Source organism: Leuconostoc sp. LN180020 (genome assembly GCF_014844115.1).
Classification (GTDB): Bacteria; Bacillota; Bacilli; order Lactobacillales; family Lactobacillaceae; genus Leuconostoc; species Leuconostoc citreum.
On the sequence record NZ_CP039736.1, the window covers coordinates 273,678 to 296,778 of the forward strand.

Annotated in this window: 27 protein-coding genes, 1 other RNA gene and 1 pseudogene; 8 read left to right on the forward strand and 21 right to left on the reverse strand. The window is 38.3% G+C overall.

Annotated features, from left to right (window positions below; translation table 11 throughout):
• Nucleotides 1–24: 24 nt before the first annotated feature.
• Nucleotides 25–1,170: pseudogene (locus FAZ25_RS01415) on the reverse strand (glycosyltransferase); the annotation flags it as partial.
• 66 nt (nucleotides 1,171–1,236) lie between these two features.
• Between FAZ25_RS01415 and FAZ25_RS01420 the strand changes: the two are divergent.
• Nucleotides 1,237–1,497: a transposase gene (locus FAZ25_RS01420; protein ID WP_050884923.1), complete on the forward strand. Its 261-nt coding sequence runs from the start codon at nucleotides 1,237–1,239 to the stop codon at nucleotides 1,495–1,497.
• A gap of 8 nt (nucleotides 1,498–1,505) precedes the next feature.
• A complete protein-coding gene (locus FAZ25_RS01425) occupies nucleotides 1,506–2,309 on the forward strand; it encodes an IS3 family transposase (protein ID WP_157798163.1) in 804 nt (267 codons plus the stop codon).
• Between the two features lie 284 nt (nucleotides 2,310–2,593).
• Here the strand turns inward: FAZ25_RS01425 and FAZ25_RS01430 are convergent, their stop codons facing one another.
• Nucleotides 2,594–2,857 carry a hypothetical protein gene (locus FAZ25_RS01430; protein ID WP_192269732.1) on the reverse strand — a complete coding sequence of 88 codons (264 nt, stop codon included), beginning with the start codon at nucleotides 2,855–2,857 and terminating at the stop codon, nucleotides 2,594–2,596.
• A gap of 263 nt (nucleotides 2,858–3,120) precedes the next feature.
• Between FAZ25_RS01430 and FAZ25_RS01435 the strand changes: the two genes are divergently transcribed.
• From FAZ25_RS01435 to FAZ25_RS01460, 6 genes are all read left to right on the forward strand, one after another.
• Nucleotides 3,121–3,489, forward strand: a complete 369-nt coding sequence (locus FAZ25_RS01435; RefSeq protein WP_192269735.1) for a helix-turn-helix domain-containing protein — start codon at nucleotides 3,121–3,123, stop codon at nucleotides 3,487–3,489.
• Nucleotides 3,490–3,921, forward strand: coding sequence for an ImmA/IrrE family metallo-endopeptidase (locus tag FAZ25_RS01440; RefSeq protein WP_192269738.1), 432 nt, complete (start codon nucleotides 3,490–3,492; stop codon nucleotides 3,919–3,921).
• Nucleotides 3,922–4,416: 495 nt separating this feature from the next.
• Entirely contained in the window at nucleotides 4,417–5,238 is an 822-nt protein-coding gene (locus FAZ25_RS01445; RefSeq protein ID WP_147002085.1) for an HAD-IIB family hydrolase, read from the forward strand.
• 84 nt (nucleotides 5,239–5,322) lie between these two features.
• On the forward strand, nucleotides 5,323–5,688 hold the full coding sequence (locus FAZ25_RS01450; RefSeq protein ID WP_192269741.1) for a DUF1304 domain-containing protein: 366 nt from the start codon (nucleotides 5,323–5,325) through the stop codon (nucleotides 5,686–5,688).
• An 84-nt stretch (nucleotides 5,689–5,772) separates the two neighbouring features.
• Nucleotides 5,773–6,222: a hypothetical protein gene (locus FAZ25_RS01455; RefSeq protein ID WP_192269744.1), complete on the forward strand. Its 450-nt coding sequence runs from the start codon at nucleotides 5,773–5,775 to the stop codon at nucleotides 6,220–6,222.
• A gap of 2 nt (nucleotides 6,223–6,224) precedes the next feature.
• The gene (locus tag FAZ25_RS01460) at nucleotides 6,225–7,013 is read left to right on the forward strand and encodes a DUF1828 domain-containing protein (RefSeq protein WP_192269747.1); all 789 of its coding nucleotides are present in this window, start codon (nucleotides 6,225–6,227) and stop codon (nucleotides 7,011–7,013) included.
• A 485-nt stretch (nucleotides 7,014–7,498) separates the two neighbouring features.
• On the opposite strand, the gene FAZ25_RS01465 is transcribed toward FAZ25_RS01460, so the two are convergent.
• The 19 genes from FAZ25_RS01465 to gap all read right to left on the reverse strand — a co-directional run bounded on the left by FAZ25_RS01465 (nucleotide 7,499) and on the right by gap (nucleotide 22,868).
• On the reverse strand, nucleotides 7,499–8,320 hold the full coding sequence (locus FAZ25_RS01465) for a VanW family protein (protein WP_192269750.1): 822 nt from the start codon (nucleotides 8,318–8,320) through the stop codon (nucleotides 7,499–7,501).
• A gap of 627 nt (nucleotides 8,321–8,947) precedes the next feature.
• The gene (locus FAZ25_RS01470) at nucleotides 8,948–9,265 is read right to left on the reverse strand and encodes a hypothetical protein (protein WP_182089761.1); all 318 of its coding nucleotides are present in this window, start codon (nucleotides 9,263–9,265) and stop codon (nucleotides 8,948–8,950) included.
• Between the two features lie 61 nt (nucleotides 9,266–9,326).
• Nucleotides 9,327–9,665 carry a hypothetical protein gene (locus FAZ25_RS01475; RefSeq protein WP_192269753.1) on the reverse strand — a complete coding sequence of 113 codons (339 nt, stop codon included), beginning with the start codon at nucleotides 9,663–9,665 and terminating at the stop codon, nucleotides 9,327–9,329.
• Between the two features lie 313 nt (nucleotides 9,666–9,978).
• Nucleotides 9,979–10,337: a transfer-messenger RNA gene (gene ssrA / locus FAZ25_RS01480) on the reverse strand.
• Between the two features lie 48 nt (nucleotides 10,338–10,385).
• Nucleotides 10,386–11,186 (reverse strand): carboxyltransferase subunit alpha, encoded by an 801-nt coding sequence (gene accA / locus FAZ25_RS01485; RefSeq protein WP_004901118.1) that lies wholly within the window; start codon nucleotides 11,184–11,186, stop codon nucleotides 10,386–10,388.
• A gap of 1 nt (nucleotide 11,187) precedes the next feature.
• Nucleotides 11,188–12,027, reverse strand: coding sequence for an acetyl-CoA carboxylase carboxyltransferase subunit beta (locus FAZ25_RS01490; RefSeq protein ID WP_048801794.1), 840 nt, complete (start codon nucleotides 12,025–12,027; stop codon nucleotides 11,188–11,190).
• Nucleotides 12,028–12,164: 137 nt separating this feature from the next.
• Complete coding sequence (gene accC / locus FAZ25_RS01495) at nucleotides 12,165–13,541, reverse strand: acetyl-CoA carboxylase biotin carboxylase subunit (protein WP_004907451.1); 1,377 nt, start codon at nucleotides 13,539–13,541, stop codon at nucleotides 12,165–12,167.
• Nucleotides 13,542–13,543: 2 nt separating this feature from the next.
• Nucleotides 13,544–13,975: a 3-hydroxyacyl-ACP dehydratase FabZ gene (gene fabZ, locus FAZ25_RS01500; RefSeq protein WP_004904327.1), complete on the reverse strand. Its 432-nt coding sequence runs from the start codon at nucleotides 13,973–13,975 to the stop codon at nucleotides 13,544–13,546.
• A gap of 89 nt (nucleotides 13,976–14,064) precedes the next feature.
• Nucleotides 14,065–14,529: an acetyl-CoA carboxylase biotin carboxyl carrier protein gene (accB, locus tag FAZ25_RS01505; RefSeq protein WP_004901127.1), complete on the reverse strand. Its 465-nt coding sequence runs from the start codon at nucleotides 14,527–14,529 to the stop codon at nucleotides 14,065–14,067.
• Nucleotides 14,530–14,532: 3 nt separating this feature from the next.
• Nucleotides 14,533–15,795 carry a beta-ketoacyl-ACP synthase II gene (fabF, locus tag FAZ25_RS01510; RefSeq protein ID WP_048801792.1) on the reverse strand — a complete coding sequence of 421 codons (1,263 nt, stop codon included), beginning with the start codon at nucleotides 15,793–15,795 and terminating at the stop codon, nucleotides 14,533–14,535.
• A gap of 18 nt (nucleotides 15,796–15,813) precedes the next feature.
• On the reverse strand, nucleotides 15,814–16,545 hold the full coding sequence (gene fabG / locus FAZ25_RS01515) for a 3-oxoacyl-ACP reductase FabG (protein ID WP_004901131.1): 732 nt from the start codon (nucleotides 16,543–16,545) through the stop codon (nucleotides 15,814–15,816).
• Nucleotides 16,542–17,492, reverse strand: a complete 951-nt coding sequence (locus tag FAZ25_RS01520) for an ACP S-malonyltransferase (RefSeq protein ID WP_004901133.1) — start codon at nucleotides 17,490–17,492, stop codon at nucleotides 16,542–16,544. The genes fabG and FAZ25_RS01520 overlap by 4 nt, the downstream gene beginning before the upstream one ends.
• Nucleotides 17,493–17,541: 49 nt before the next feature.
• The gene (locus FAZ25_RS01525; RefSeq protein ID WP_004901137.1) at nucleotides 17,542–18,510 is read right to left on the reverse strand and encodes a nitronate monooxygenase; all 969 of its coding nucleotides are present in this window, start codon (nucleotides 18,508–18,510) and stop codon (nucleotides 17,542–17,544) included.
• Between the two features lie 55 nt (nucleotides 18,511–18,565).
• Complete coding sequence (locus tag FAZ25_RS01530) at nucleotides 18,566–18,805, reverse strand: acyl carrier protein (protein WP_004904335.1); 240 nt, start codon at nucleotides 18,803–18,805, stop codon at nucleotides 18,566–18,568.
• A gap of 73 nt (nucleotides 18,806–18,878) precedes the next feature.
• A complete protein-coding gene (locus tag FAZ25_RS01535) occupies nucleotides 18,879–19,847 on the reverse strand; it encodes a beta-ketoacyl-ACP synthase III (RefSeq protein ID WP_048801791.1) in 969 nt (322 codons plus the stop codon).
• Between the two features lie 12 nt (nucleotides 19,848–19,859).
• On the reverse strand, nucleotides 19,860–20,318 hold the full coding sequence (locus tag FAZ25_RS01540; protein ID WP_004907458.1) for a MarR family winged helix-turn-helix transcriptional regulator: 459 nt from the start codon (nucleotides 20,316–20,318) through the stop codon (nucleotides 19,860–19,862).
• Nucleotides 20,311–20,757 carry a 3-hydroxyacyl-ACP dehydratase FabZ gene (gene fabZ / locus FAZ25_RS01545; protein WP_004901151.1) on the reverse strand — a complete coding sequence of 149 codons (447 nt, stop codon included), beginning with the start codon at nucleotides 20,755–20,757 and terminating at the stop codon, nucleotides 20,311–20,313. Before fabZ (FAZ25_RS01545) ends, FAZ25_RS01540 begins: the two co-directional genes overlap by 8 nt.
• Before the next feature lie 162 nt (nucleotides 20,758–20,919).
• Nucleotides 20,920–21,729 carry a metallophosphoesterase gene (locus FAZ25_RS01550; protein ID WP_004904336.1) on the reverse strand — a complete coding sequence of 270 codons (810 nt, stop codon included), beginning with the start codon at nucleotides 21,727–21,729 and terminating at the stop codon, nucleotides 20,920–20,922.
• 119 nt (nucleotides 21,730–21,848) lie between these two features.
• Nucleotides 21,849–22,868: a type I glyceraldehyde-3-phosphate dehydrogenase gene (gap, locus tag FAZ25_RS01555; protein ID WP_004901157.1), complete on the reverse strand. Its 1,020-nt coding sequence runs from the start codon at nucleotides 22,866–22,868 to the stop codon at nucleotides 21,849–21,851.
• Nucleotides 22,869–23,101: the final 233 nt, after the last annotated feature.

The following is a 23,101-nucleotide window of genomic DNA, read 5'->3' on the forward strand; positions in this document are numbered from 1 at the left end:
ATCTCTTTGTTAATAAAACAGCTTCTAATTTTGACGATTAGTTTTATCCCAAGTGTTTTGAGCATTGAAATATCTTAAAATAGCTTGCGGATAAATTTGACTCAATATCACTAAAAATCTTGTTAAGTAGTATGCATCTTTTAATACGAGCAAAATACTTAATTTCTCCCGTGTGTTTTTACTGTACAAGATTGCCCAAACAATATTAATCAAAAAAATGTAGAGCACCATACATACAAAGACGGTGATAAAACTTCTCGAGGCTACGTTAAATCCAAATAGTAGTAATGTCCCTAACAAGACAATTCCCGTGTAGATGACCACAAGATATTCAATAGCCATCAACCACGGTTTAATTAAGGTGAAGAAAAACTCCAATTTTTGTTTCTTTTCTAATTCACCAGACTTCATGATTTTACCAAGGTACTTAAATGTTTGAACGTTTCCTTGTGCCCAACGGACGCGTTGTTTAACCAATGCTTTGGTATCATTATAAATACCAGTTTGCTTAATTTGTATATCATCATACTGCACGTTTCGGACATTATAAATAGCTGAAAGAAATAACCGTAATGATAAATCAAAATCCTCTACCAAGGAAGTTGTCCAAGGGTCCTCATGTAGTGCGAATAGCGTGCTTAGTTTACAAAATTGGCCATTGCCACCAAAGGCCACCGTGTTCATCCGACTACGCAACGATTGTGTGGCATTAATAATTTCCCTAAACTCTAAATCTTGTGAAACATCACGATTTTTATTTAACACTTGGACTTTCGATTGTAAGCCTGTTAATTCAAAATCTGAGTTAAACACCAAGTTCACTTTATCAAAGTAGTCTGTATCAACACTCGAATCAGCGTCAATGATTGTGACAAGCGTGTCTTCCAGAATGTAACCCTGTTTCAAATATGATTCTGTCACTTTTTTATATGCCCAATTAAGTGCTTTGCCTTTACCTTGTTGCGCTTCTGGCTTGACTCGTTTCAGCAAATGAAACTTTTGGTTATCTTTGAATTCTTCAACTTGTTGCACCGTATTATCTGTACTAGCATCATCAATCACATAGATATCTAGGGCATCATAATTAGTTGCCAACAAACTTTTAACCGTATCTTTGATAACCGCTGCCTCATTCATACAAGGAATCAAAATTACCATTCGGTATTCAGTGCTCTTATACTAAAAAAATGGACTACTTTTATTCAGTCCGTAAAATGAAAGTATAGGAGTATTTTTATGTCAATTCGTTATTCACAAGATTTTAAAGATTCACTGGTTAAACTTCACCAAGAAGGACGTTCACTTAAGTCATTAGCAGAGGAATTTGGACCTTCAAAAGATTCTATTGCTATTTGGGTCAAGCAAGCTACCCCAGTCATGATTCAGGGTCAGTCAAAGACGTTAAAGGATGTCAAGCAATTAGAAAAGCGTCTCGCTATTTTGGAGGAAGAAAACGAAATTTTAAAGCGAGCGGCCATCTTACTAGCCAAAAAATAGTCCGTAATGTGGGATTGCCGCTCGTTAACCAATTTTTAGCACAAGGCTACGCGCTTGTGCGTATTTTAAGTGCACTTAAAATCAAACCTAGTACCTATTACAACTGGCGCCATTGGCAGCCCAGTCGACAAGAAAAGCGTAGAGAATCTCTAAAACCTTATATTTTAGACGTTTGGAAAACCTTTAAATTTTATGGTTATCGCCGTATTGCTGCTTATAGTCAACAAACCGACGGGCCGAAAGTATCTGAGTATATGACACTCAAATTGATGCGTGAATTAGGGATTAAATCCCGCATGCAAAAACGTTATCGCAAGCCAAAAACTGTGGTGACTGTTGATCAAAAGCCCAATTTGATTAGACACTTGCATGATTTGAGCGGTGTTTGGCAAACAGATATCACTTATATTCAGTTGACTAACCACAGATGGGTCTATTTAGCGACCGTTTTGGATCCTGAGAAGAGAAAAGTATTGGGCTATAAAATTGGCGATACAATGACAGCCGAGCTAGCCACAAGTGCCTTACAGATGGCTTTAGATAAGCATCGAAAGCCATTAATTATTCATTCAGATATGGGGTCGCAATACACGAGTGCTGAATTTAATATTAAATGTCAAAATTATGGCTTGAAACATTCATATTCACTCAAAGGACATCCATACGATAATGGCCGTATGGAAGCATTTCATTCAATATTGAAACGTGAAGAGGTGTATTTGAAGGCATACGAAACATTAACGCAAGTCCAAGCAGCCATTGGTTGGTATATCAATTTTTATAATCGCAATCGTATCTCAAATGTTGCCTAAGTAACTGAATAAAAATAGTCCAATTTATTGACTTCTGAGCACGTGTTGTTGCTCTGTCTAACAGCTCATAAGCTTGCATGATTTCAAACTGTGCCTGTTCGTTCCCTGATACTCTGTCGCTGTTAGCAATATCAATTAGTGGCTTGTATATGCGTTCTAAAGTTCTCACATACAGGTTGCTCATACCTTGTGTGCCTCCTTTAAACTTTCGCCAACGACAACGCCTATAATAAATGCGCTACCAACTACAAAGACAAGCCCGATTACTTGTGCTACCCATAATGTCATACTTGTTCCTCCTGTTCTGCTTGTGCTTGATTTTCTAAACCACCTTGCACATTCTCGTTATCTTCGAGACGTTCATAGTATTTGAGTTGCATGTCTTCCAAATCTTTCAACATGTTAATCACTGTTGGCGTTGTGATATGGTCGCCAGCTTTTAAGGTATCAACCAATGAGAGTGCTAACGTTTCTTGGATGTCTGCCAATGCACTGTTAGTTTCCTTAATTACTTCTTGTTCTGTGTACAATGCGTTTGATACTGTCATGATATTCTCCTACCTCGTTGCTTTTATAGTGGTTCACTCTTGCACTTAATATCCTTACTTGACTTTAAATGACCTTGTTTGTCTGGTATGATTAGTGTATATTCACTGTACAAGTAAATATACTTTGTTAGTTAAACTAACATTCAATAATTAAACTATATCTTTTGTTAGTTCACTGTACAATACACTTTAAAGTTTCTTAATTAAGTTTCATTTTTGATTAAGCGCTTTATAAATCCTTAACATTTAATCGAGGTGCTAATATGTCTGTAATATCAGAACGCATGAAAGAACAGCGCAAAATAAAAAAACTAACTCAGACTTCTCTAGCTGAATTAGTTAATTCTTCACGTTCAAGCATTGCACAAATTGAAACTGATAAATATACTCCCTCTTATGCCATGCTCTCGTTGATTGCTGACGCTTTAGACACCACAGTGGCGTATTTACAGGGTAAAACAGATAACGCGCTTAAAACGGCTCACAATGGCTCTAATAATGGGGATGACAAAAAGCATGTCGATTTAAATGATGATGAACTAATCATGTCTTTTGAGGGTAAAGAGCTATCAGAAGACTATAAACAAGCCATTATCGCAATGTTAAAAACTATGCGAGAGGGCAAACAATAAATGTATGAATACCTAGACTACAGTTCGCCACTTGAATACTTTGATGATGTTATTGTGAAATACAATATTAAACGTTCAACTCAGAACCGAATAAATGTCGTTGAAGTTCATGGCCATGAATGTGATCCAGACGTTGCATCCCCTTTTGACAGTACAATCATCATCAACCCAAACTTTAAGACTAAGTTCTCATTGCCCTTTAGGAAGTTTCACGAACTACAACACATTTTGAATGGCGAACAACACAAAACTTATGCGTTCTCTCCTTTAGCTAAAAATGATGCTGAAATTAGCGCTAATGCTTATGCGTTTAAAATGTTAGCTGATTTCTACTTTGACGAGAATACAGACAGATATAGTAAGCTTTATGACTTCATGGCGTACTTTGGTATACCTATGTCGCTTGAGAGTGCTGTACTGAAGAATATATAGGAATTGACACTATGACATCTTTTTTTCTAGCACTAACTTGCCTTTTTTCTGGTACAACCTTTATTACACTATCCAAGCGAGACAACAGCAAACGATACCAGACCGCGGGTATCCTACTTACCATAGCCGGAGTAGTCAATCTATTAATAGCACTTTTTAATCATTGACCGGTTGTCTACGTCAACGGCAAATAAAAAGACACCTACTATCAGTAAGTGACTTAATGGGGATGATATCCTCGCTGATTATTCAAACAAAAAACGTTACAAGACATTACTTGCTGAAAAGCAAGCTAACATGACAGCTACTAGGCTAATGAACGACTTATTTAAAAGCAAAACTAATTTACGGGAGAACTCAATATGAAACCACTGCTTATGATGTCTTTACTATTTTTAATTCTAGGTATAACTTTTTGGTTCTTTCCAGAAATGAAAATAATAAAATCTATCAATTTCCTGGTTTCTCATTTTTAATTGCGGGGAGAATATTAACATGACTAAATTAATTGTTACTGATATGGATGGAACTTTTTTAAACGATCACCACGATTTTGATACCAAAATGTTTGAAGTAATACTAGAACTGTGTCAAAAGAAAAACGTACAGTTTGCCGTTGCTAGTGGTTCACAGTACATGCGTTTGGTTAAGCAGTTTGAAAAATACCAAACACATATAAACTTTATATGTCAAAACGGGGCTTCAGTATATATAGGAAATCGCTTACTGTACTCCGAAAAATTAACACATGAGGAACTGAAATCGTTAGACAACGTCTTATCAGATCAGACGGTCACTACGCACCTAAAACAAAAACTTTACCTCGGCCAAGAAGGGGCTTACTTCCTAAGCCATAATGGCGAAGCACTTGTAGAGGCAAATAAGTATTTCCCACTTCTACATGTCATAGGCAAAATAAATGATATTGAGGAACTTTACAACGACAATGTCCTTGGTATGGCAGTCATTGGAAACGGCTCTCTTACTAGTAAATCATTATCCCAAATAATTCAGAATCTCATACCGAACAGCTTTTCATGTCTCAGTTCAGGCTTTGATTTTTATTTAATACAACATACTAATGTTGATAAAGTCGTGGGTGTAAAAAATCTTCAAGAATATTTCAATGTTAAACCTGATGATACTATTGTATTCGGTAATAACTATAATGATTTAAAAATGTTAGAGTCAACTCCTCACTCTTTTATTATGTCTAATTCCCCAGATGACATGAAGAGTATGTTTAATATTCTCGACTTTTCTAATAATCAAAACGGTGTTCAAAAGAAAATATTGTCGTATTTAGAAAATCTGTAGCTATCGTTCATTAAAAAAATACAGGCACTCACAGAGTGCGTACATACGTGCAGAATCACGTTAAAAGAAAATAGGAGAGAAAAAATGAATTTAATAATCACTATTATTAGCCTTTTAGTCGCCATAGAATTTCTATACATTATGTATTTAGAAACGTTTGCTACAACATCCCCAAATACAGCGAAGACATTTAACATGTCGGAAACTGATTTACAAAGTAAAAAAATACAAACTTTGTTAAAAAATCAAGGTATTTACAACGGATTGATTGCAGTGGGTATCATTTATTCACTTTTCTTCACGCATAACTATCACAACAGCTTGCTTGCTATTATGATCTATATTATTTTAGTAGCTTTGTATGGTAGCTTCTCGTCTGGGAATAAATCTATCTTTTTCAAGCAAGGAACATTAGCTGTCATTGTGGCAATTCTGCTGTTAATTAGCTAATTTTATAAGCACTCACATAGTGCGTACATACGTGCCAAGCGTTCACGTTAAAAAGTTAAAATAAAATTTAAATTGAGATACAAAATGAATGATTTTGAACAATACACCCAAGACGATATTGATATTCTGCTAGCTTCCATCAAAAATATGAGTTCAAATATTCCAAAGAATATTCCTATTTTTGGTGTTGAAGATAAAAATTTTGATTTGTTCGACAAAAAATATTTGATTGATTATAAATTTTCATATCATCGAGGACGAATTGAAGCTAATCGATTCACCATTTTGATTCGTTTTATTCAACACCCAGGACATCTGGTAAGATTAGATGTGAATAGTGGAACTAATCATCGCAATCCTGATGGTTCGAAAGTTGGAAAAACACACATTCACTTTTATCATTCAGCCCCTGAAGCTGGCATAAATCATGATAAGATTGCATCCCCTCTTCCTAAAGAATTTGCAAACTGCATAGATGATCTGACATCAGCGTTAGAAACGTTTATGAACACATATGTTGTTCAGGAGAATTAATTATGGAATCTGCTACAAACTTAAAAACTGAATTATTACAGTGGGTTAAAACTAGTTTTGATTTTTCAGAAGTCAGTTCTCATGCTATTAGGATTGACACACCTTTTTTAAATCACAGTAATGACAGTGTTGTTTTATATGCGGAAAGTAGTGGTATACAGATTCGGCTAACTGATGACGGATATACGGTCAGTGACTTAACTTTTAGTGGCGTATCCTTAACTCGTTCGCCAAAAAGAGCAGAATTATTTAAAAATCAGCTTGTCGGATATGGAGTAAGTTTTGACTCAGAAACTAATGAGCTTTATTTAAACACTACAATGGATAATTTTGCACAAAGCAAATTTCGCCTTGTACAAGCTATACTGTTTGTTGATGACATGTTTATGTTGAGAAAGACAAATGTCAGGTCTTTGTTTTATGAAGATGTTACATCTCAACTAGAATCGGCAGATTTAGTGTTTAATACACCCTATTTGATAGATGACTCAATAGGAATGACACACAAGTTTGAGTTCCAGTTTCCCGGCAGTCGAAGCAAGCCTGAGAGATTAGTAAAATTGCTTTCATCACCCACAAATGAAACCTATGCTAAGTCATTAGTAACAGACGTAAGTATGTCTAAAAACGCTCCCACAAAAATAACTCGAGAGCAAAGATTTTTTACACTAATCGATGACACAGAAAAGTCTATTAGTCCCAGCATTTATTCGCTAATGTTAGAAAACGAAATTAAACCAATTGAATATTCAAAATTTAAAAAGTCACACAAAGTTCTAACAGAAGCGTAGGGTCTACAAGGGGTAATATTTAAAACTAATTTCATCCCCTAAATTAACAACCATATAAACAATGAAAGGCATGAACTTGTATTATCTAGTCCGTGCCTTTTTTTATGAATTCTATTAAGCTGTAAGAGCCGTTTTAAGCGTTTAATGTCTGTCTAGTATAAATACACTCACCAATATAGGAAACGCAAATTCACACGCTATCTAGCTTATTTTGAAACGAATACGCACGTTATATCTCACTCACTAATACGGGGATGAGAATATATCCGTTAGTAATCAAATTTATAACGAACTCATCTAGTGGTCGTTTCAAATGACCTCGGACTTTCTCGCTATCGCTTCAAACAATAACAAACATCCGCTATAACGTTTTGTGATAGCCACCGTTATGCTTCAAAAGCATAGCAAATGATGCGTGATCCATTTTAGCCCTCTGAAACACAGTACATTATCAGTCGTTCATTTAATAAAGATGAAATAGCATTTTAGTTATTTTCTTTAATTACAGGTAAATTACTTGTGTCATAAGCAACCCTAGCATGATTAGTTTTAATTAGTTTTTCTGAAATTAATTTGCCATTGTTAAAGACACACTGAAAAATATTTCCACAACGATACACATGACCATCTTCTTCAACAAATTTTTCATCAACCATTTGTACATCATATGTATTTTTAGGTTCTTTTGAAGCACGCAACTCTCCGTGAAGATATTTTTCACCAACATATGTTATCAGCTGGTAAGTTGTATCTGTGTTGTTTTTAAACCGATAATCAAGGTAATTATAAACTATTGACGTTCCACTACCGAAGGGCACTTGTCTATCAGAATCAGGGAACATATCTACTTGCTCATGATGATATTTTTCAATTACGTCTAATGGAGAATGTAGGATCATCCAATGAATCAAGTTGCTAAACTGACACAAGCCACCACCTGTTCCTTTTTTTAGTTGCCCATCGTTTGCAACCATTAATCCCGATTGGTAGCCATTTTGTGCGGTACATCTTCCAACCAGGTTCCAAAATGAAAAGGTCTCTCCTGGCTTAATCAAAACACGATCTACCTTAGGAGCTGCAATTTTTAGATTATTTACCTTTGCCTCCTCGACAGGAACAGGTACTTTTCTTAATCTTCTGCGCATCAAAGACTGATGTTCAAAAATAACAAAAGGTAATTTACTATCTTCCTTATCTTTAGCTATATGTGTTTTCAAAACATCAGTTATTTTACGTTTTAGAATATGTGATTCATAAGATATTTTGTATGTTAATGGTGATATCTCACAGAATAATTTCCTTGTCATGATTTCCCTTCCGATCTCTTAATCAAATATTATCACTTGACTAAGAAATAGTTACCTTTCACTATATGATTATAGTAATTTTTATACAAATCTTAACTTTTACTTATACCCCCGCCCATACTCGCACAAGAGAGAGCGCTCACATATCGTCGTCTTATAAAAATGTTCAAATTTCAAAACTTTTTTATAGGGGGGGTTATCCTGAAAACGTTGATATATGGGCATTCTGTTTTTTTGATAAAATTTTAAGAATACTGTTATATCAATGTTTTTAGCATGTTAATTTCTAAAAAAACGGACTTTCAACACTACTGCCACAAGGGTTTAGCACCCATTACATTAAAACTACCGTAAAAAGTACCCCTTATTCCTACCCTACTTTTATAGATATGCGTGTCCTCTCCAAAACAAAATATTACATCAAAATCAACAATTTAGTGGTATGTTTGTGCTACCCCTAAACGCCTATTTTTAGTTAAAAATGCCTTTATATCAGCATTCTATATTCTAAAAACGCCTTATAAAAAGTTTTGATTTCTGCATTCGTAAGATTTCAGGACGCCACCTTGTGACGCTCCCCTCCAACAGCATAGGGCGGGGGTGTTTTTTATTGCACACAAAAAAGCACTACACTTGTAATGCTTCTTGTCGTAATTTTAGAAATTCATCCCCGTGTTGTAAAATGATATTTAACAATGTTTTAAAATCATTCCGCCACGTTCTTAATGATGAATTACTTTTACCTGCTTCACTCACAACTTCATCCCACGTTATAAACTTATCGCTATAATAACGTTTAATGACTTGGCTGTGTTCTGGTTGAATGACTGACAAACAAAATGTAATATCAGCAATCTCTTGTTTATGTTTTGGATCAATTTCTGTCATAAGTTTCAATCTACCTGAGAAATAATCACGCAATAATTTATCTGTACTGTCTGCCATCTATCTATTCCTTTTTCCTATCGTTCATTTCGTGGTCGTTTAAAACGACTTCGACTGACTACTAAGCATATAGTCGTGGCTGTGGTCGTTCTATCTTGCTGACTATGGTATTTAATTCATTATTTAGAGCCACAATATAGCTAGTTGGTGCTACGACATTGTAGAACTCTCCAAATGCTCTCTTTTCTCGATATTTGAGCTTGTACATGTCTTTTAACTCGGGTGTTAGTTGGAGACTAAACTCATCTAAAACACGCTTAATTTCACGTATAAACGGCTCATTGTCTCGTCTATACTGATTATTACTATCTGGGTATTCATCCATGTACTCAATCTGTAAATCTATCATCCCCATAAAATAACTTCTCAATATTTCACGATTAGTCCATTGGTTTGTCATAGGTTACCTCATTGTAAATACGATCATTTATGAATATTATACTGTATATATACAATTTATTTAAGTATATATGCTATTTATTTAAGTATATATACTATTTATGTACCACATTTTAGTTTATGTGCTATTTTGTCCCATTTAGACAAATAAAAAACGGCTTAAACGCCGTTACACTGCTTACTTGCGTATTTAAAATGTTTCCCAAAAAGTTTCCCATTTTGTGTGAAATGCTATGAAATACAGTGCAACGTTTTTCATAAGAAAAGGCGCTACATCAAGGTTTTTGAAACCTTATGCAACGCCATGAAATGCTTAGTGGAGCCGAGGGGAGTCGAACCCCTGTCCAAGCCACCCGGTACATCAACATCTACGCTTATAGTCTTGTCATTTAATTTTCATGCCCTGTAACGCCACAAAACGAGGCTCACACAAGACACTAACCTGATTTATTTAATTCATGTACTCCAGATGTAAATACACAAACGATCTGACCTTCTATGACCTGACTTCAGACGCCAGCAACCAAAGCCAAGTTACGCTTCACTGTGTTTTAAGCAGCGATTGCGAAAGAGTTTTCATTTTTTGCAGTTAAAATGTCTGCCCGTTTTTACGCCCGGATGGCGAAACGCAGTCAATGCCCTAAATAGCCTGTCGAATTCCAAAAACGACCCCAAAATATAAATAGTTACCGACAATAATGTCCGTAACTATTATACCATACTAGAAAGCTCTGAAGCGCGCCCGTCGCTGTGCAATTAATTCATCAGGCGTTAATTCATTTAATCGTGTAAATTCATCATCCAGACGCTTACGAATTAAGTTAAAGACGCGGGGATGGTTACGTGATTCAGGAATAATGTATTCAATCACGTTTTTGTTCAGTAAATCCTTAGGTGTCAATCCCATCACACCAGCTGCTTCGTCAGAACGCTTACTATCTTTCCACAATATTGAGGCAAATCCTTCTGGTGATAAAATTGAATATGTCGCGTTTTGGAACATCCAGACTTGATCACTCGTTGCCAAAGCCAATGCGCCACCTGAGCCACCTTCACCATAGATAATTGCAATCATAGGGACTGTGAGTTTCATTGACTCTAAAATCGACTTAGCGATAGCTTCCCCTTGTCCTTGTGCTTCGGCTGTTTTACCAGGGAAGGCACCAGGTGTATTGATAAAAGTAACAATTGGTCGGTGAAATTTGTTAGCTTGTTGCATCAAACGCTGTGCCTTACGGTAACCCCAAGGTTCAGGTGAGCCATTTCTTTTGCTCAACTTATCATTGATATCAATACCTTTATCAATGGCAATAATAGTTACTGGCTTACCATTCAATGCGGCAATACCACCAATAACTGACATGTCATCACCACTTTGGCGATCGCCATGAAATTCAATGAAATCAGTGAAAATACCATCAATAATTTCTCTTGCAAAGAAACGATCTTCACGTGATTTTTTGACAACTTCAGCAGGTGTCAGTTCATGTCTAAATAAATTCAATCCAATATTAACTGCCATATTAAATCTCCGTCCTGTGGTGTAACTTTACTATTTTGGCGATAATTTGACCCAATTCTGCACGTGGTACAATTTTGTCAACAAAACCATTTTCAAGCAATGTTTCTACACGTTGAAAGTCTTTTGGTAGCTTTTCATGAATCGTTGATTCAATGACACGTGCACCAGCAAAACCGACCAAAGCGTGTGGCTCAGCCAGAGTAACATCTCCCTGCATTGCAAAACTGGCAGTTACACCGCCAGTGGTTGGATCAGTCAAAACAACCAAATACAACAGACCGGCTTCTTGATGTGCAGCAACTGCAGCGGATACTTTAGCCATCTGCATCAATGAATTAATACCCTCTTGCATACGTGCACCACCTGAAGCAGTGAACAAAACAACCGGTAATTGATGTGTCGTGGCGTACTCAAACAGGCGTGTAATTTTTTCCCCCGTCATTGAACCCAGTGATCCCATCATGAAGTATGAATCCATCACACCCAATGCCACTTGCTCGCCTTCAATATTTGCAACACCTGTCAATACAGATTCACCCAAGTCAGTTTGTGACTTAGCTCGTGCTAACTTTTCCGCATAACCAGGAAAATCTGGCGTTGTCATTTCAATATCAGCATCCATCTCTTCAAAGTTATCTGTCAGGAGAGCCACACGTTCACGTGCCTGTAAACGGAAACCATAGCCACATTTAGCGCAAACGCGATAGTCGCCCAACTGCTTATTGTACATTTGTGTACCACAGTAAGGACAAGCTAAAAATAGCCCATCGGGAATGCGATCGTTAACTGAGGCATCTCGTTTAATTTTTGATGTTGATCGTTGATTTTCATATAAATCCATATTAGCTTTGTGTATTCACCAATTGCCAATAACTGATGAATACACATCCTCCTATTCGTTCTGATAAAACAAAAGACACAATCCTTTAAGGTTGATACAACAATACCGCATATGGTGACCATACGCGGTATGTCTGTTTATTCGCTATCTGATAAAGTTGCCATCCATTGTGGCAAAAATTCATTTTCTAAATAGCGCGTATCAAAGTCACCACTTTGTACATGTGGATCATCTAGCAAAGCTTTTTGGAAGTCGCGACTGGTTTCGACACCTTGAATGACGATTTCATCGACAACACGACGCATTTTAATCAGTGCTTCCTCACGTGTTTTACCCTTAACAATTAATTTACCAATCATAGAATCGTAGAATGGCTGTACTTTGTAGCCATCATAAAGTGGTGCGTCAAGACGAATACCAGGCCCACCTGTTGGTAAGAAGACAAAATCAATGGTTCCCGCACTCGGTGCAAAGTGCTTAGCAGGCTGTTCAGCCGTCAAACGTACTTCGATAGAATGTCCGTCAACCTCAACTTCATCTTGTGTCAGTGGCAAATCGTAACCGGCCGCTACCATGACTTGCAGCTTAATCAAATCAAGGTTAGTAACCATCTCTGTCACTGGATGTTCAACTTGCAGACGTGTGTTCATTTCCATAAAATAGAAATTGCCATCTTTGTCTTGCAAAAATTCGATTGTTCCAGTATTTTCGTAGGTAATTGCTTGAGCAGCTTTAGTCACAATCTCACCCAAGTGCTCACGCATGGCTGGTGTCATACCAGTTGCTGGTGATTCCTCAATGACTTTTTGGTTATTACGTTGCAATGAGCAGTTACGTTCTGGGAAATAAATGACATGGCCATTATCATCACGGATTAACTGCATTTCGATATGACGCACATTTTCCATGACTTTTTCCACATACATGTGATCATCGCCAACTGCGCCACGTGCTTCATTTTGAGCAGAGTCAAACTTTTCAGATAATTCATCTTCATGATACACAAACCGCATGCCTTTACCCCCACCACCACCGGCAGCTTTCAGTAATAGCGGATAACCAATTTTATCAGCCACAGCTTTTGCTTCATCAAAATCACGAATAAAGCCATCTGATCCTGGAATAATGGGGACACCAGCTTGTCGCATTTCTTCACGCGCATTTGACTTATTGCCCATTAAATCAATAGTTTCAGGTCGAGGGCCAATCCATTTAATACCAACTTCACCAACCATTTCTGCAAACAAAGCGTTTTCAGATAAGAAACCATAACCAGGGTGAATAGCCTCAGCGCCTGTCAAAAGTGCAGCAGTCAAAATATTTTTCATATGTAAATATGAATCTTTTGGCTTTGGACCACCAACTGCAATAGCTTCGTCGGCTAACTGCACATGTAGACTGTCTTTATCGGCCGTAGAATAAATCGCAACTGAAGCGATACCCATTTCTTTTAACGTTCTGATAATACGCACCGCAATTTCGCCACGGTTTGCAACCAATACTTTTTTAAACACAATTAATCTCCAATGATGAATGTTAGTTCTGCCGTCGTCGCCTTTTTGTCATTAATCCAAACAATACCTTTACCAGTACCAATTGGACCACGTAGACGTTCAATATTCACTTCTAACTTCAAGCGGTCTCCTGGACGTACCATTTGACGGTAACGGGCCTTTTTAATACCACCAAAGTATGCCGTCTTACCTTTATATTCAGGCATTGATAATAAAGCAACAGCACCTGCCTGTGCTAATGCTTCGACAGTTAATGCGCCGGGGAAAGTTGGATTTCCTGGAAAGTGGCCTTGGAAAATTTCTTCGTTAATTGATATATTTTTGTAGGCAACAACGCGTTCCCCAGGTACAAGTTCTTCAACTGTATCCAACATTAACATAGGATAACGATGAGGAATAATTTCCATAATTTGTTGGGTATTTAATAAGCTCATTTGTCTTTCTAACGTATCATTTATCTGTGTAACAAAATGATAACGCCTTTCCTCCTATTCAGGTATGTACGCGGTTAAAACCGCTTTGATTAATCTTCTGTCACAACATAGAGTGGCTTATTATAATCAACCACTTCTTCGTTTTCAACAAGAATATCAGAAATAGTCCCAGAAACTTCACTGTGAATTTCTGTCATCAATTTCATAGCTTCAATAATTGCAACGGTTTCACCAACCGCAACTTTATCGCCAACTTTCTTGAACATAGGTGCGTCTGGCTTAGGTTGTAGATAAACCGTACCGACCATAGGTGCAACAATTTTAGTACCAGCCTGTTCAGGAGCAGCTACTGGTTGCGTAGCAGCTTGTTCAGCTACCGCTGCTACTGGGGCAGCTGCCACAGGTGCTGGTGCTGCAACTGGGCTAACAGGTGCAACATTTTCATTCTTTGACAGGTGTAAATTAAAATCACCATCAGAAACTTGGAATTCACGTAGTGAACTGTTTTCTAAATCCGCTATTAAACTACGAATTTCTTCGATTGTTAAACTCATGAATTACGCCTCTTCATACCATTTTTTGAAAATTATAACTGCATTATGACCACCAAAGCCATAGTTCGCGCTCATAACATATTCAGGTGCTTGGTTTTGTGTTACTTTTGTTACTAAGTTAACGACTTTAGTATCATCATCTTGTTCATCAACACCAACGTTAACAGGCAATTGGCCACGATCAATAGCGCCAACCGAAATCAATGCTTCAATAGCACCTGCAGCACCTAGTAAGTGTCCTGTCATACCCTTTGTTGAAGAAACAGGCACAGTATTTTCACCAAAGACTGTCGCAATGGCATGTGCTTCACCAGAATCATTAGCCCCTGTAGCTGTACCATGAGCATTGATATATGAAATTTGGTTTGGTTCAAGTGATGCATCACGTAGTGCATCGTTGATGGCACGTGCTGCACCTTCGCCATCAGGCGATGGTGAAGTCATATGGTATGCATCTGAAGATGCACCATAACCAACCAATTCAGCTAAAATATTTGCGCCACGAGCTTGAGCATGTTCAAGGCTTTCAATCACCAAAATACCAGAACCTTCGCCTAATACGAAGCCATGACGGTTCTTATCAAATGGTTTTGATGCTTCAGTTGGATCTGTTTCTGTTGACAAAGCAGTCAAAGCTGCGAAACCAGCAATACCAATTTCGTTGACAGTGGCTTCAGACCCACCAGTCAACATGACATCAGCCTTGCCTGATTGTACACGCCAGAACGCCTCTCCAATGGCATTAGTAGCCGAAGCACAAGCAGTGACGACTGTATAATTCACACCCTTGGCACCAAAACGTAATGATACGTTACCAGACACCATGTTTGGAATAGATTCAGGCACGAATAGTGGGCTAACACGTTGTGGCCCTTTGTCGTGCATTTTAATCACTTGTTCTTGGATAGTCGTCAAACCACCAATACCATTTCCTAAAATAACACCAAAACGTGTTGGATCTTTAACTGTTGTTGGATTTTCAGAACCTTCAGGGGCTTTCAATCCAGCATTTTCCAAAGCTTGATCGGCTGCATCAATTGCGTATTGTGAAAATAAATCCAACTTACGTGCATCACGTTTACCAACACGTTGTGCTGGATCAAACCCATCAACTTGACCTGCTACTGTGATTCCTGTCTCGCTTGCATCAAACTTTGTAATTGGCTTAATACCAATTTCTTCGTTGAAGATACCATTTAAAAACGTTTCTGCATCGTTTCCAAGTGGTGTTACTGCACCAAGACCAGTAATTACTACTCGTGACATGTTATTCTCCTTCATTAATTAAATATACAATCCACCATCAACTGTCAATGTTTGCCCAGTAATGTATGTGTTGCTTGCCAAGAACAAAGCGACATCTGCTACTTCAGAAGCCTCACCAAATCGAGACAAAGGAATATTTTTCAATATTTCAGCCTGTGTCTCTTCAGGTAGCACTGCTGTCATATCTGACACAATCATGCCTGGCGCAATCGCATTGACACGAATACCACGCCGCGCACCTTCTTTGGCTAATGACTTTGTAAAGCCAATAATACCAGCCTTTGAAGCAGCATAATTAATTTGACCCATGTTACCCATGAGTCCTACAACAGAACTTAAGTTAATAATAGCCCCATGCTTTTGACGAATCATTTTTTTGAAAATAGGTTGTGTGACATTAAAGGTACCATTCAAATTGACATTAACGACATTAGCAAAGTCAGCTGGTGCCATTGCCATAGCAAGTTGATCTTTAGTAATCCCAGCGTTATTGACCAAAACGTCGATACCTTCAAAGCCCTCTTGCTTATAAAGTGCTTTGATACTTGCTTCCGCAGCTTCTGCATCGGCAATATCAAATTGCAATGTCTGTGGCTTTTGCTTAAATTCAGCTAACACTTCTGGCTTAATTTCTGAACGTGCATGTAAAATTAATTGCGCACCAGCGGCATCAAAAGCTTTGGCAATTGCCAAACCAATACCACGTGATGATCCTGTAACTAAGACTGTTTGGTTAGTAAAATCTGTCATGCTTGTGATTGCTCCTTTTCGGCTAATAGCATATCGCGGACATCATTGAAGCTTGCCAAATCTGTTATCGCATAGCGCTTGACGTCCTTTGGCGCGATTTTCTTTGCAAATTTAATTAAAGTGTCAGATGGGCCAACTTCTATGAAGGTATCAACGCCATCATCCAACATACGTTGTAGTGCTTGTGCAAAGTAGGTTGGTGAAATAATTTGCTTCGTTAATGTATCAAATAAGGTATCCGTTGAAAATGCTTCACCGGTGGTATTTGAGTAAACGGGGTAATTAAATGGGGCGAACGTTTCATTAGTTAGACGCTCAGTTAACTGCGTTGCTGCTTGAGTCAACAATGGTGTATGAAATGCACCAGATACCGGTAATTCAACCATACGCTGAATGCCTGCTTCAGTTAATGCTGTCATTGCTACATCAACATCAGCCGCCACACCACCAATGACCAACTGTGCAAAGGTATTGTAATTAGCCGGATAAACGCGCTTACCCTCTGACTGTAATTTTGCCAGCACATCTTCAACTAATTGTTGATTGTCTCCCATCACAGCGACCATTTTACCAGGATTAGCTTCACCAGCAGTCTGCATATAAATGCCCCGGTCTTTGATAATAGCAACTGCTTGGTCAAACGATAATGCACCAGCAGCTGTCAAAGCCGAATATTCTCCCAAACTTAATCCCAATCCCGCAAGTGGTGTTGGTAACGCGTCGCCCAAAGCATTTACAATCGCCGTACTCATTGCAAGAATAGCAGGTTGTGCATATGCTGTTTGAGAAATTTTACTATCATCATTAGCAACTGATTGTAAATCATAACCCAATATATTTGATGCGCGATCAATCGTTTCTTGATAACCTGGTAGTGCGTCATACAAGTCAGAACCCATACCGGCTTTCTGTGCCCCTTGACCACTAAATAAAATACCTAATTTCATGTTTAACCCCGTATACTATCTATTTACGAAGACTGTACGCCTTCTAAACTTATGATAGTGTTTTATTCTCAATACCCATTACACCGGTAGCTTGTGTCCAAATATCAGACAAAATATCAGCAGCCGGCTTTTCATCTTTAATTAAGCCTGAAATTTGGCCGGCCATAAAGGCTCCGCCTTCCTTATCGCCTTCTTGCACTGCGCAACGCAGTGTGCCTGATTCCAATTTTTCGATAGCAGCAGCGTCTGGCTTTTCTTTTTGTAATTCGTTAACTTCATTTTTAACGAAGTTTTTGGCCATTTTATTTTTCAAGACACGTGCACGATTACCTAATAAGTTACCAGTTACAATCGTATCAATATCTTTAGCTTTCAAAATTTTCGCTTTAAAGTTAGGATGAATTTCTGATTCAGTTGCTGTTAGGAAACGTGTTCCCATTTGTGCTCCGGCAGCACCTAGCATGAAGGCAGCCGCAACACCACGACCATCCCCAATACCACCAGCTGCAATCACTGGAATATCAACGGCGTCAACAACCTGAGGCACCAAAGCCATTGTTGTCAACATACCAATATGACCACCAGACTCCATACCTTCTGCAATAACAGCGTCAACACCCTTTTTCTCCATCATTTTGGCGAGAGAAACAGACGGTACAACAGGCATAACAATGATCCCAGCAGCATGCAATTCATCTAAGAAAGGTGATGGATCACCTGCACCTGTTGCCACAACTTTAACGCCTTCTTCGATGATAACATCAAATACTTCACGGATATGACGACTCAACAACATCACATTAACGCCAAAAGGCTTATCTGTCAATGATTTCACACGCTTAATTTCTCGGCGTACATCTTCGCCGTGCCAATAACCAGTACCAATAAATCCAAGGCCACCAGCTTCAGAAATTGCTGCTGCTAATGCACCTGTTCCGGCCCACGTCATCCCGCCTTCAACAATTGGGTATTTCATGCCTAACTTTTTAAAAATTGGGTTGTCTACGTTTACTACCATTATGTTTTCCTTTGAATATAATTATGTACGTGACCATAGCTGATCACTTGATACATTAAGCTGCCAATTGTTCCTTAACCTTGTCAACCAAATCTTGGGTTGTCTTGATATCTTCGGCAACAGCCAACTTAATGTCGAAATCATCTTCAACACGGTTCAACACTTCAAACAAGTCCAATGAATCGGCATCGATATCATTTGTCAAATCTGTTGTAAGCGTTACTTCGTCTTCTTCCAAATCAAATTGGTCAACCAAGATTTCCTTAACCTTGTCAAAAATTTCTGCATCTGTCATTATAAGTCTCCTAATATTCGTTTTATGTATTGTCGTTAGATTTTTACGGTGCAGCCGATCTACACCGATTATTTTAGATTTTCCAAATTTGAGCGCCAACTGTTAAGCCACCGCCAAAGCCAACAAAGGCAATTGTTTGGCCAGGATGAATAATTCCAGCTTCTCTTAACTCATCTAATAAAATACCAATACTTGCTGCGCTCGTATTGCCATTAGTTCCCATATTCATCGGGAATTTCTCAATTGGTTGTCCAAAGCGCTTAGCAATAGATGACACAATTCTTGCATTTGCTTGATGTAATAAGTAGAAATCAACATCATCAGCAGCCACTTTCGCCTTTTTCAAAGCACTTTCTAACGCTTCAGGCACTTCACGCGTGGCAAAATTATAAACTTCTCGACCATTCTGGTGAAAATATGGATCTAAACTAGATATTTCACCAGAGAAAGGGTTACTGTTGCCAAATTGTCCGGCAACTAAATTTCCCCCCTTATCACCAAAAGTACGTAGTTCTTCACCAGCTAGGCCAATTGCATCTGATGTGCGTTCAATCATTACACCAGCAGCGCCATCGCCGAATAATACAGCCGTTGTTCGGTCATGCCAATCGACTAATTTTGATAACACTTCGGCACCAATTACAATACCGCGTCGATAACGCGTTAATAAACTTGTGGCAACACTCAAACCATAAACTAATCCGGAGCAAGCCGCACTCAAATCAAAAGCAAACGCCTGATTGGCGCCGATTGCGCCTTGAACAATCGCTGCAGTACTAGGTGACAAGGCGTCTGGTGACATTGTACTGACAATAATAAAATCGATACTCTCTGCCGTCGTCCCTGTCTGCTCAAGCAGCTTTTCTGCCACTTTCGTAGCTAAATCACTGGTGTTTTCAGTGACAACAACATTACGTTGATGAATGCCAGTTCTACTGTGTATCCATTCATCATTTGTGTCCATCATCGTGCTCAACTCGTCATTAGTCACCTGTCGACTTGGAATTTGCCTTGCTGATGCCACAATTTTTAGGTGTTCCATGGCTTCCCCTATTTAATGTTTAATAACATTTGCTAAATAACATACCAAATTATGGATGGCTCGTTGGACAATAACGGTCTCTTGCGGTGCCATGTCTTTTAACAAATTATGTGTTAAATCACGATGAAATCCTTGATGTGCACGATAAACCACTCGTCCCTTGTGTGTTAACCCCAAACGAACAACGCGACGATCTTTGTTAGATCGTCGTCGCTCAATATAACCTTTATCGACTAATTTATCGATGGCAGTCGTCATCGCACTGGGTGTTAAGTGTACAATCTTTGCTACCTGTGATGCACTTTTCTCCGAGTACATCGAAACAGCATCAATGGTGTGCATATCTTTCAAAGTAATATCTGAAAAATCACTCTGCTTTAAGGCAGCTTCTTCAATCCACATCACATTATTGAAAACATCAACTAATTCACCGTTTAACGATTCAAAATTTACTGGTACTGTTTCATTCATTAGTTTCATCTGGTGCAACAACGAACATCAGCTCTGCCGATGTTGCTGTCTTCCCGTCAACTTTTGCTTCCACAATCACGCTCCCCATATTTGCGCGAAGCTTACCAAAAGTAACATGCAACTTCAAAACATCACCAGGTACAACCATTTTCTTGAACTTGGCGTCATCAATACCTGTCATATAAGCTGTCTTACCTTTAAATTGGGGTGAAGACAAAATCAAGATTGAGGCGGCTTGGGCAAGTGATTCAATAATTAGAACACCTGGCATTACTGGATTGCCTGGAAAATGACCTTGGAAAAATTGTTCATTAATTGTGACGTTTTTAACCGCTACAATTGATTCGTCTGGTACCATCTCCTCAACGTAATCCATATAGAGAATGGGATAACGATTGGGAATAAGATCCATAATTTCTGTTGTTGTAAGAACTGGCATAATTCACTAGCATGATTTGACTAAAAAAGCACTTAGCCAAAACACATTTCCTTTCGTCAAATACTTCGATAATCGAAATATATAATAGTCAAATTATCTCATGATTTATTTCGATAGTCAAACTAATTTTTAAGAATTAATAAAAGCACCCGCTATAGGTGCTTAAAAATTAAGAATAATTAATCGTTGCTGCCACTCAGAAATAAAATCATCTGATGCCCATTCATGAACACGCGATGTGTTATAGCCAACAGCAACATTGTAATAAACATTATTGCCAACTTTTAATGGGGCGGGGTGTAAGTGCAGATGGCCGGTAATTGTATTAATCGTATATGATTTATCTAAGATACGGCCGACCTGTTCACTTCCCAGTAGCGCGTTAGCCATATCTAGTCGCGTATTACCGTTTGGAAAACGTTTAATGTAGTCACGTCGGGGAACAAAATGTGACACAACGACAGTTTGCTTCTGCCCTGCAGCTTTTAACTGTTCTGACAACTGTGACATATTACGATTAAAGCGCTCTTTATCTGAAACAGGTTGTTTAATTCGGCGATCATACCAGAACGCCGCCTTAAATTGTGCAATCTGCTCTTCTGTGTAATCATCACCAACAAAATCATAATTGTACCAACCGTTATTGCCAATCAAGCGAACTTCTGGTGTTAAATCAATGAACTTATTATGAAAGTACAAGGGATCAATATCACTTTCTAACTCTTCGTAAGTCACTCCATAACCCATATCATGATTGCCGGCAATAAATCGAATCAACATTTTATCACCCAGGGCTTCTTGCATGTCGCGCGCAAATTTTAACGATTGGTTAAAATCATTAAATAAATCACCGGCAATCACATAAATATCTACCGCATGATTCAACAAATATAATGCTTGAATGTGCATCATCCGCTGGACATCCAACTTATTGAGATCAAAATGATTATCTGATGAAAACGCAACTTTCACAAACAAAACCTCTTTCAAATAGCTGAATAAAGTATAGCATAGATTGGTAAAAAATACCGACACAACACAAAAAAGACCTACACAAGTAGGTCTTCTTTTAATGAAACGAAACAATCAAATTACAATGTAGCGAAGTGCAACAATGTACGGATCATGTTTGAAGTGAAGCCGTATTCGTTATCATACCATGCAGCAACCTTAACAAGTTGTGCATCTTCACCTGAAACGATTTCAGTTTGTGTAGGATCAAATACTGTACCGTGTGTGTCGCCGATGATGTCTGTTGATACCAAACCATCACCATTGTAACCGTATGAATCTGATTCATACTTCTTCATAGCTGCGTTAACTTCTTCTACAGTTACTTCTTTTTCCAAAATAACTGACAATTCAGTGATTGAACCTGCAGGAACAGGGACACGAATAGCTGAACCAGTCAACTTACCATCCAATTCAGGCACAACAAGACCGATAGCCTTGGCAGCACCTGATGAGTGTGGCAATGAGTTTGATGCAGCATCGCGGTTAGCTTGACGCTTTGCAAAGTTTGAGCTCTTAGGGCCATCTTGCAAGCTTTGTGAAGCAGTGTATGCGTGCACTGTCAACATCAAACCAGTCTTAACACCGAATTCCTTTGACAAAGCATTTGCCATTGGAGCCAATGATTGCGTTGTGCATGAACCAGCAGAAACAATCTTGTCTTCTGCCTTCAAAATGTCTTGGTTAACGCCGTAAACAACTGTTGGTACCTTACCTGCTGGTGCAGAAATCAAAACTTTCTTGGCACCGGCATCCAAGTGAGCTTGTGCTTTTTCGGCTGATGTGTAGAAACCAGTAGCTTCCAATACATATTCAACGCCATCATTTTGAACCCACTTTAGGTCAGCAGCATTACGTTCTGCGTAAACTGTGTAGTGCTTACCATCAACGATGATACCTGTTTCATCTGATGAAACTTCTGCCTTCAACACACCATGAATTGAGTCATACTTCAACAAGTATGCCAACATTTCGGGTGAAGTTAAATCGTTAATTGCAACCACTTCAATATCTGAAGCTGTATCTGACAATTCAAGGATACGACGGAAAGCCAAACGGCCAATACGTCCAAATCCGTTAATACCAATCTTAACAGTCATGTGTTTAGATCCTCCAAAAATTTTTGACTTATGTCAACACCAATATTATAGCACAAAGTTAGCGATTGAGCGAACGAAAGCACAACACAAACGATTGCCACCGTTCGTTATACGACAACATGAAATAGCATGATAATTAACACGCCACCAGATTTTCCATCGTCAAAAGCTAGCGCGCACAAGTACTTTTACCTCGATGATTCACAAACAAAAAATATAGTCAAATGATAAAA

Coding starts and splice junctions, on each gene's coding strand:
- FAZ25_RS01470 (WP_182089761.1), bottom strand. CDS start 9,265: ATGGCAGACAGTACAGATAAATTATTGCGTGATTATTTCTCAGGTAGA.
- FAZ25_RS01460 (WP_192269747.1), top strand. CDS start 6,225: ATGGAATCTGCTACAAACTTAAAAACTGAATTATTACAGTGGGTTAAA.
- FAZ25_RS01530 (WP_004904335.1), bottom strand. CDS start 18,805: ATGACAGATGCAGAAATTTTTGACAAGGTTAAGGAAATCTTGGTTGAC.
- FAZ25_RS01435 (WP_192269735.1), top strand. CDS start 3,121: ATGTCTGTAATATCAGAACGCATGAAAGAACAGCGCAAAATAAAAAAA.
- fabZ (WP_004904327.1), bottom strand. CDS start 13,975: ATGAGCTTATTAAATACCCAACAAATTATGGAAATTATTCCTCATCGT.
- FAZ25_RS01455 (WP_192269744.1), top strand. CDS start 5,773: ATGAATGATTTTGAACAATACACCCAAGACGATATTGATATTCTGCTA.
- FAZ25_RS01450 (WP_192269741.1), top strand. CDS start 5,323: ATGAATTTAATAATCACTATTATTAGCCTTTTAGTCGCCATAGAATTT.
- accB (WP_004901127.1), bottom strand. CDS start 14,529: ATGAGTTTAACAATCGAAGAAATTCGTAGTTTAATAGCGGATTTAGAA.
- FAZ25_RS01465 (WP_192269750.1), bottom strand. CDS start 8,320: ATGACAAGGAAATTATTCTGTGAGATATCACCATTAACATACAAAATA.
- gap (WP_004901157.1), bottom strand. CDS start 22,868: ATGACTGTTAAGATTGGTATTAACGGATTTGGACGTATTGGCCGTTTG.
- FAZ25_RS01445 (WP_147002085.1), top strand. CDS start 4,417: ATGACTAAATTAATTGTTACTGATATGGATGGAACTTTTTTAAACGAT.
- FAZ25_RS01440 (WP_192269738.1), top strand. CDS start 3,490: ATGTATGAATACCTAGACTACAGTTCGCCACTTGAATACTTTGATGAT.
- FAZ25_RS01475 (WP_192269753.1), bottom strand. CDS start 9,665: ATGACAAACCAATGGACTAATCGTGAAATATTGAGAAGTTATTTTATG.
- fabF (WP_048801792.1), bottom strand. CDS start 15,795: ATGTCACGAGTAGTAATTACTGGTCTTGGTGCAGTAACACCACTTGGA.
- FAZ25_RS01420 (WP_050884923.1), top strand. CDS start 1,237: ATGTCAATTCGTTATTCACAAGATTTTAAAGATTCACTGGTTAAACTT.
- fabZ (WP_004901151.1), bottom strand. CDS start 20,757: ATGCCAGTTCTTACAACAACAGAAATTATGGATCTTATTCCCAATCGT.
- accA (WP_004901118.1), bottom strand. CDS start 11,186: ATGGCAGTTAATATTGGATTGAATTTATTTAGACATGAACTGACACCT.
- FAZ25_RS01540 (WP_004907458.1), bottom strand. CDS start 20,318: ATGAATGAAACAGTACCAGTAAATTTTGAATCGTTAAACGGTGAATTA.
- FAZ25_RS01430 (WP_192269732.1), bottom strand. CDS start 2,857: ATGACAGTATCAAACGCATTGTACACAGAACAAGAAGTAATTAAGGAA.
- FAZ25_RS01525 (WP_004901137.1), bottom strand. CDS start 18,510: ATGGTAGTAAACGTAGACAACCCAATTTTTAAAAAGTTAGGCATGAAA.
- FAZ25_RS01520 (WP_004901133.1), bottom strand. CDS start 17,492: ATGAAATTAGGTATTTTATTTAGTGGTCAAGGGGCACAGAAAGCCGGT.
- FAZ25_RS01490 (WP_048801794.1), bottom strand. CDS start 12,027: ATGGATTTATATGAAAATCAACGATCAACATCAAAAATTAAACGAGAT.
- fabG (WP_004901131.1), bottom strand. CDS start 16,545: ATGACAGATTTTACTAACCAAACAGTCTTAGTTACAGGATCATCACGT.
- FAZ25_RS01535 (WP_048801791.1), bottom strand. CDS start 19,847: ATGGAACACCTAAAAATTGTGGCATCAGCAAGGCAAATTCCAAGTCGA.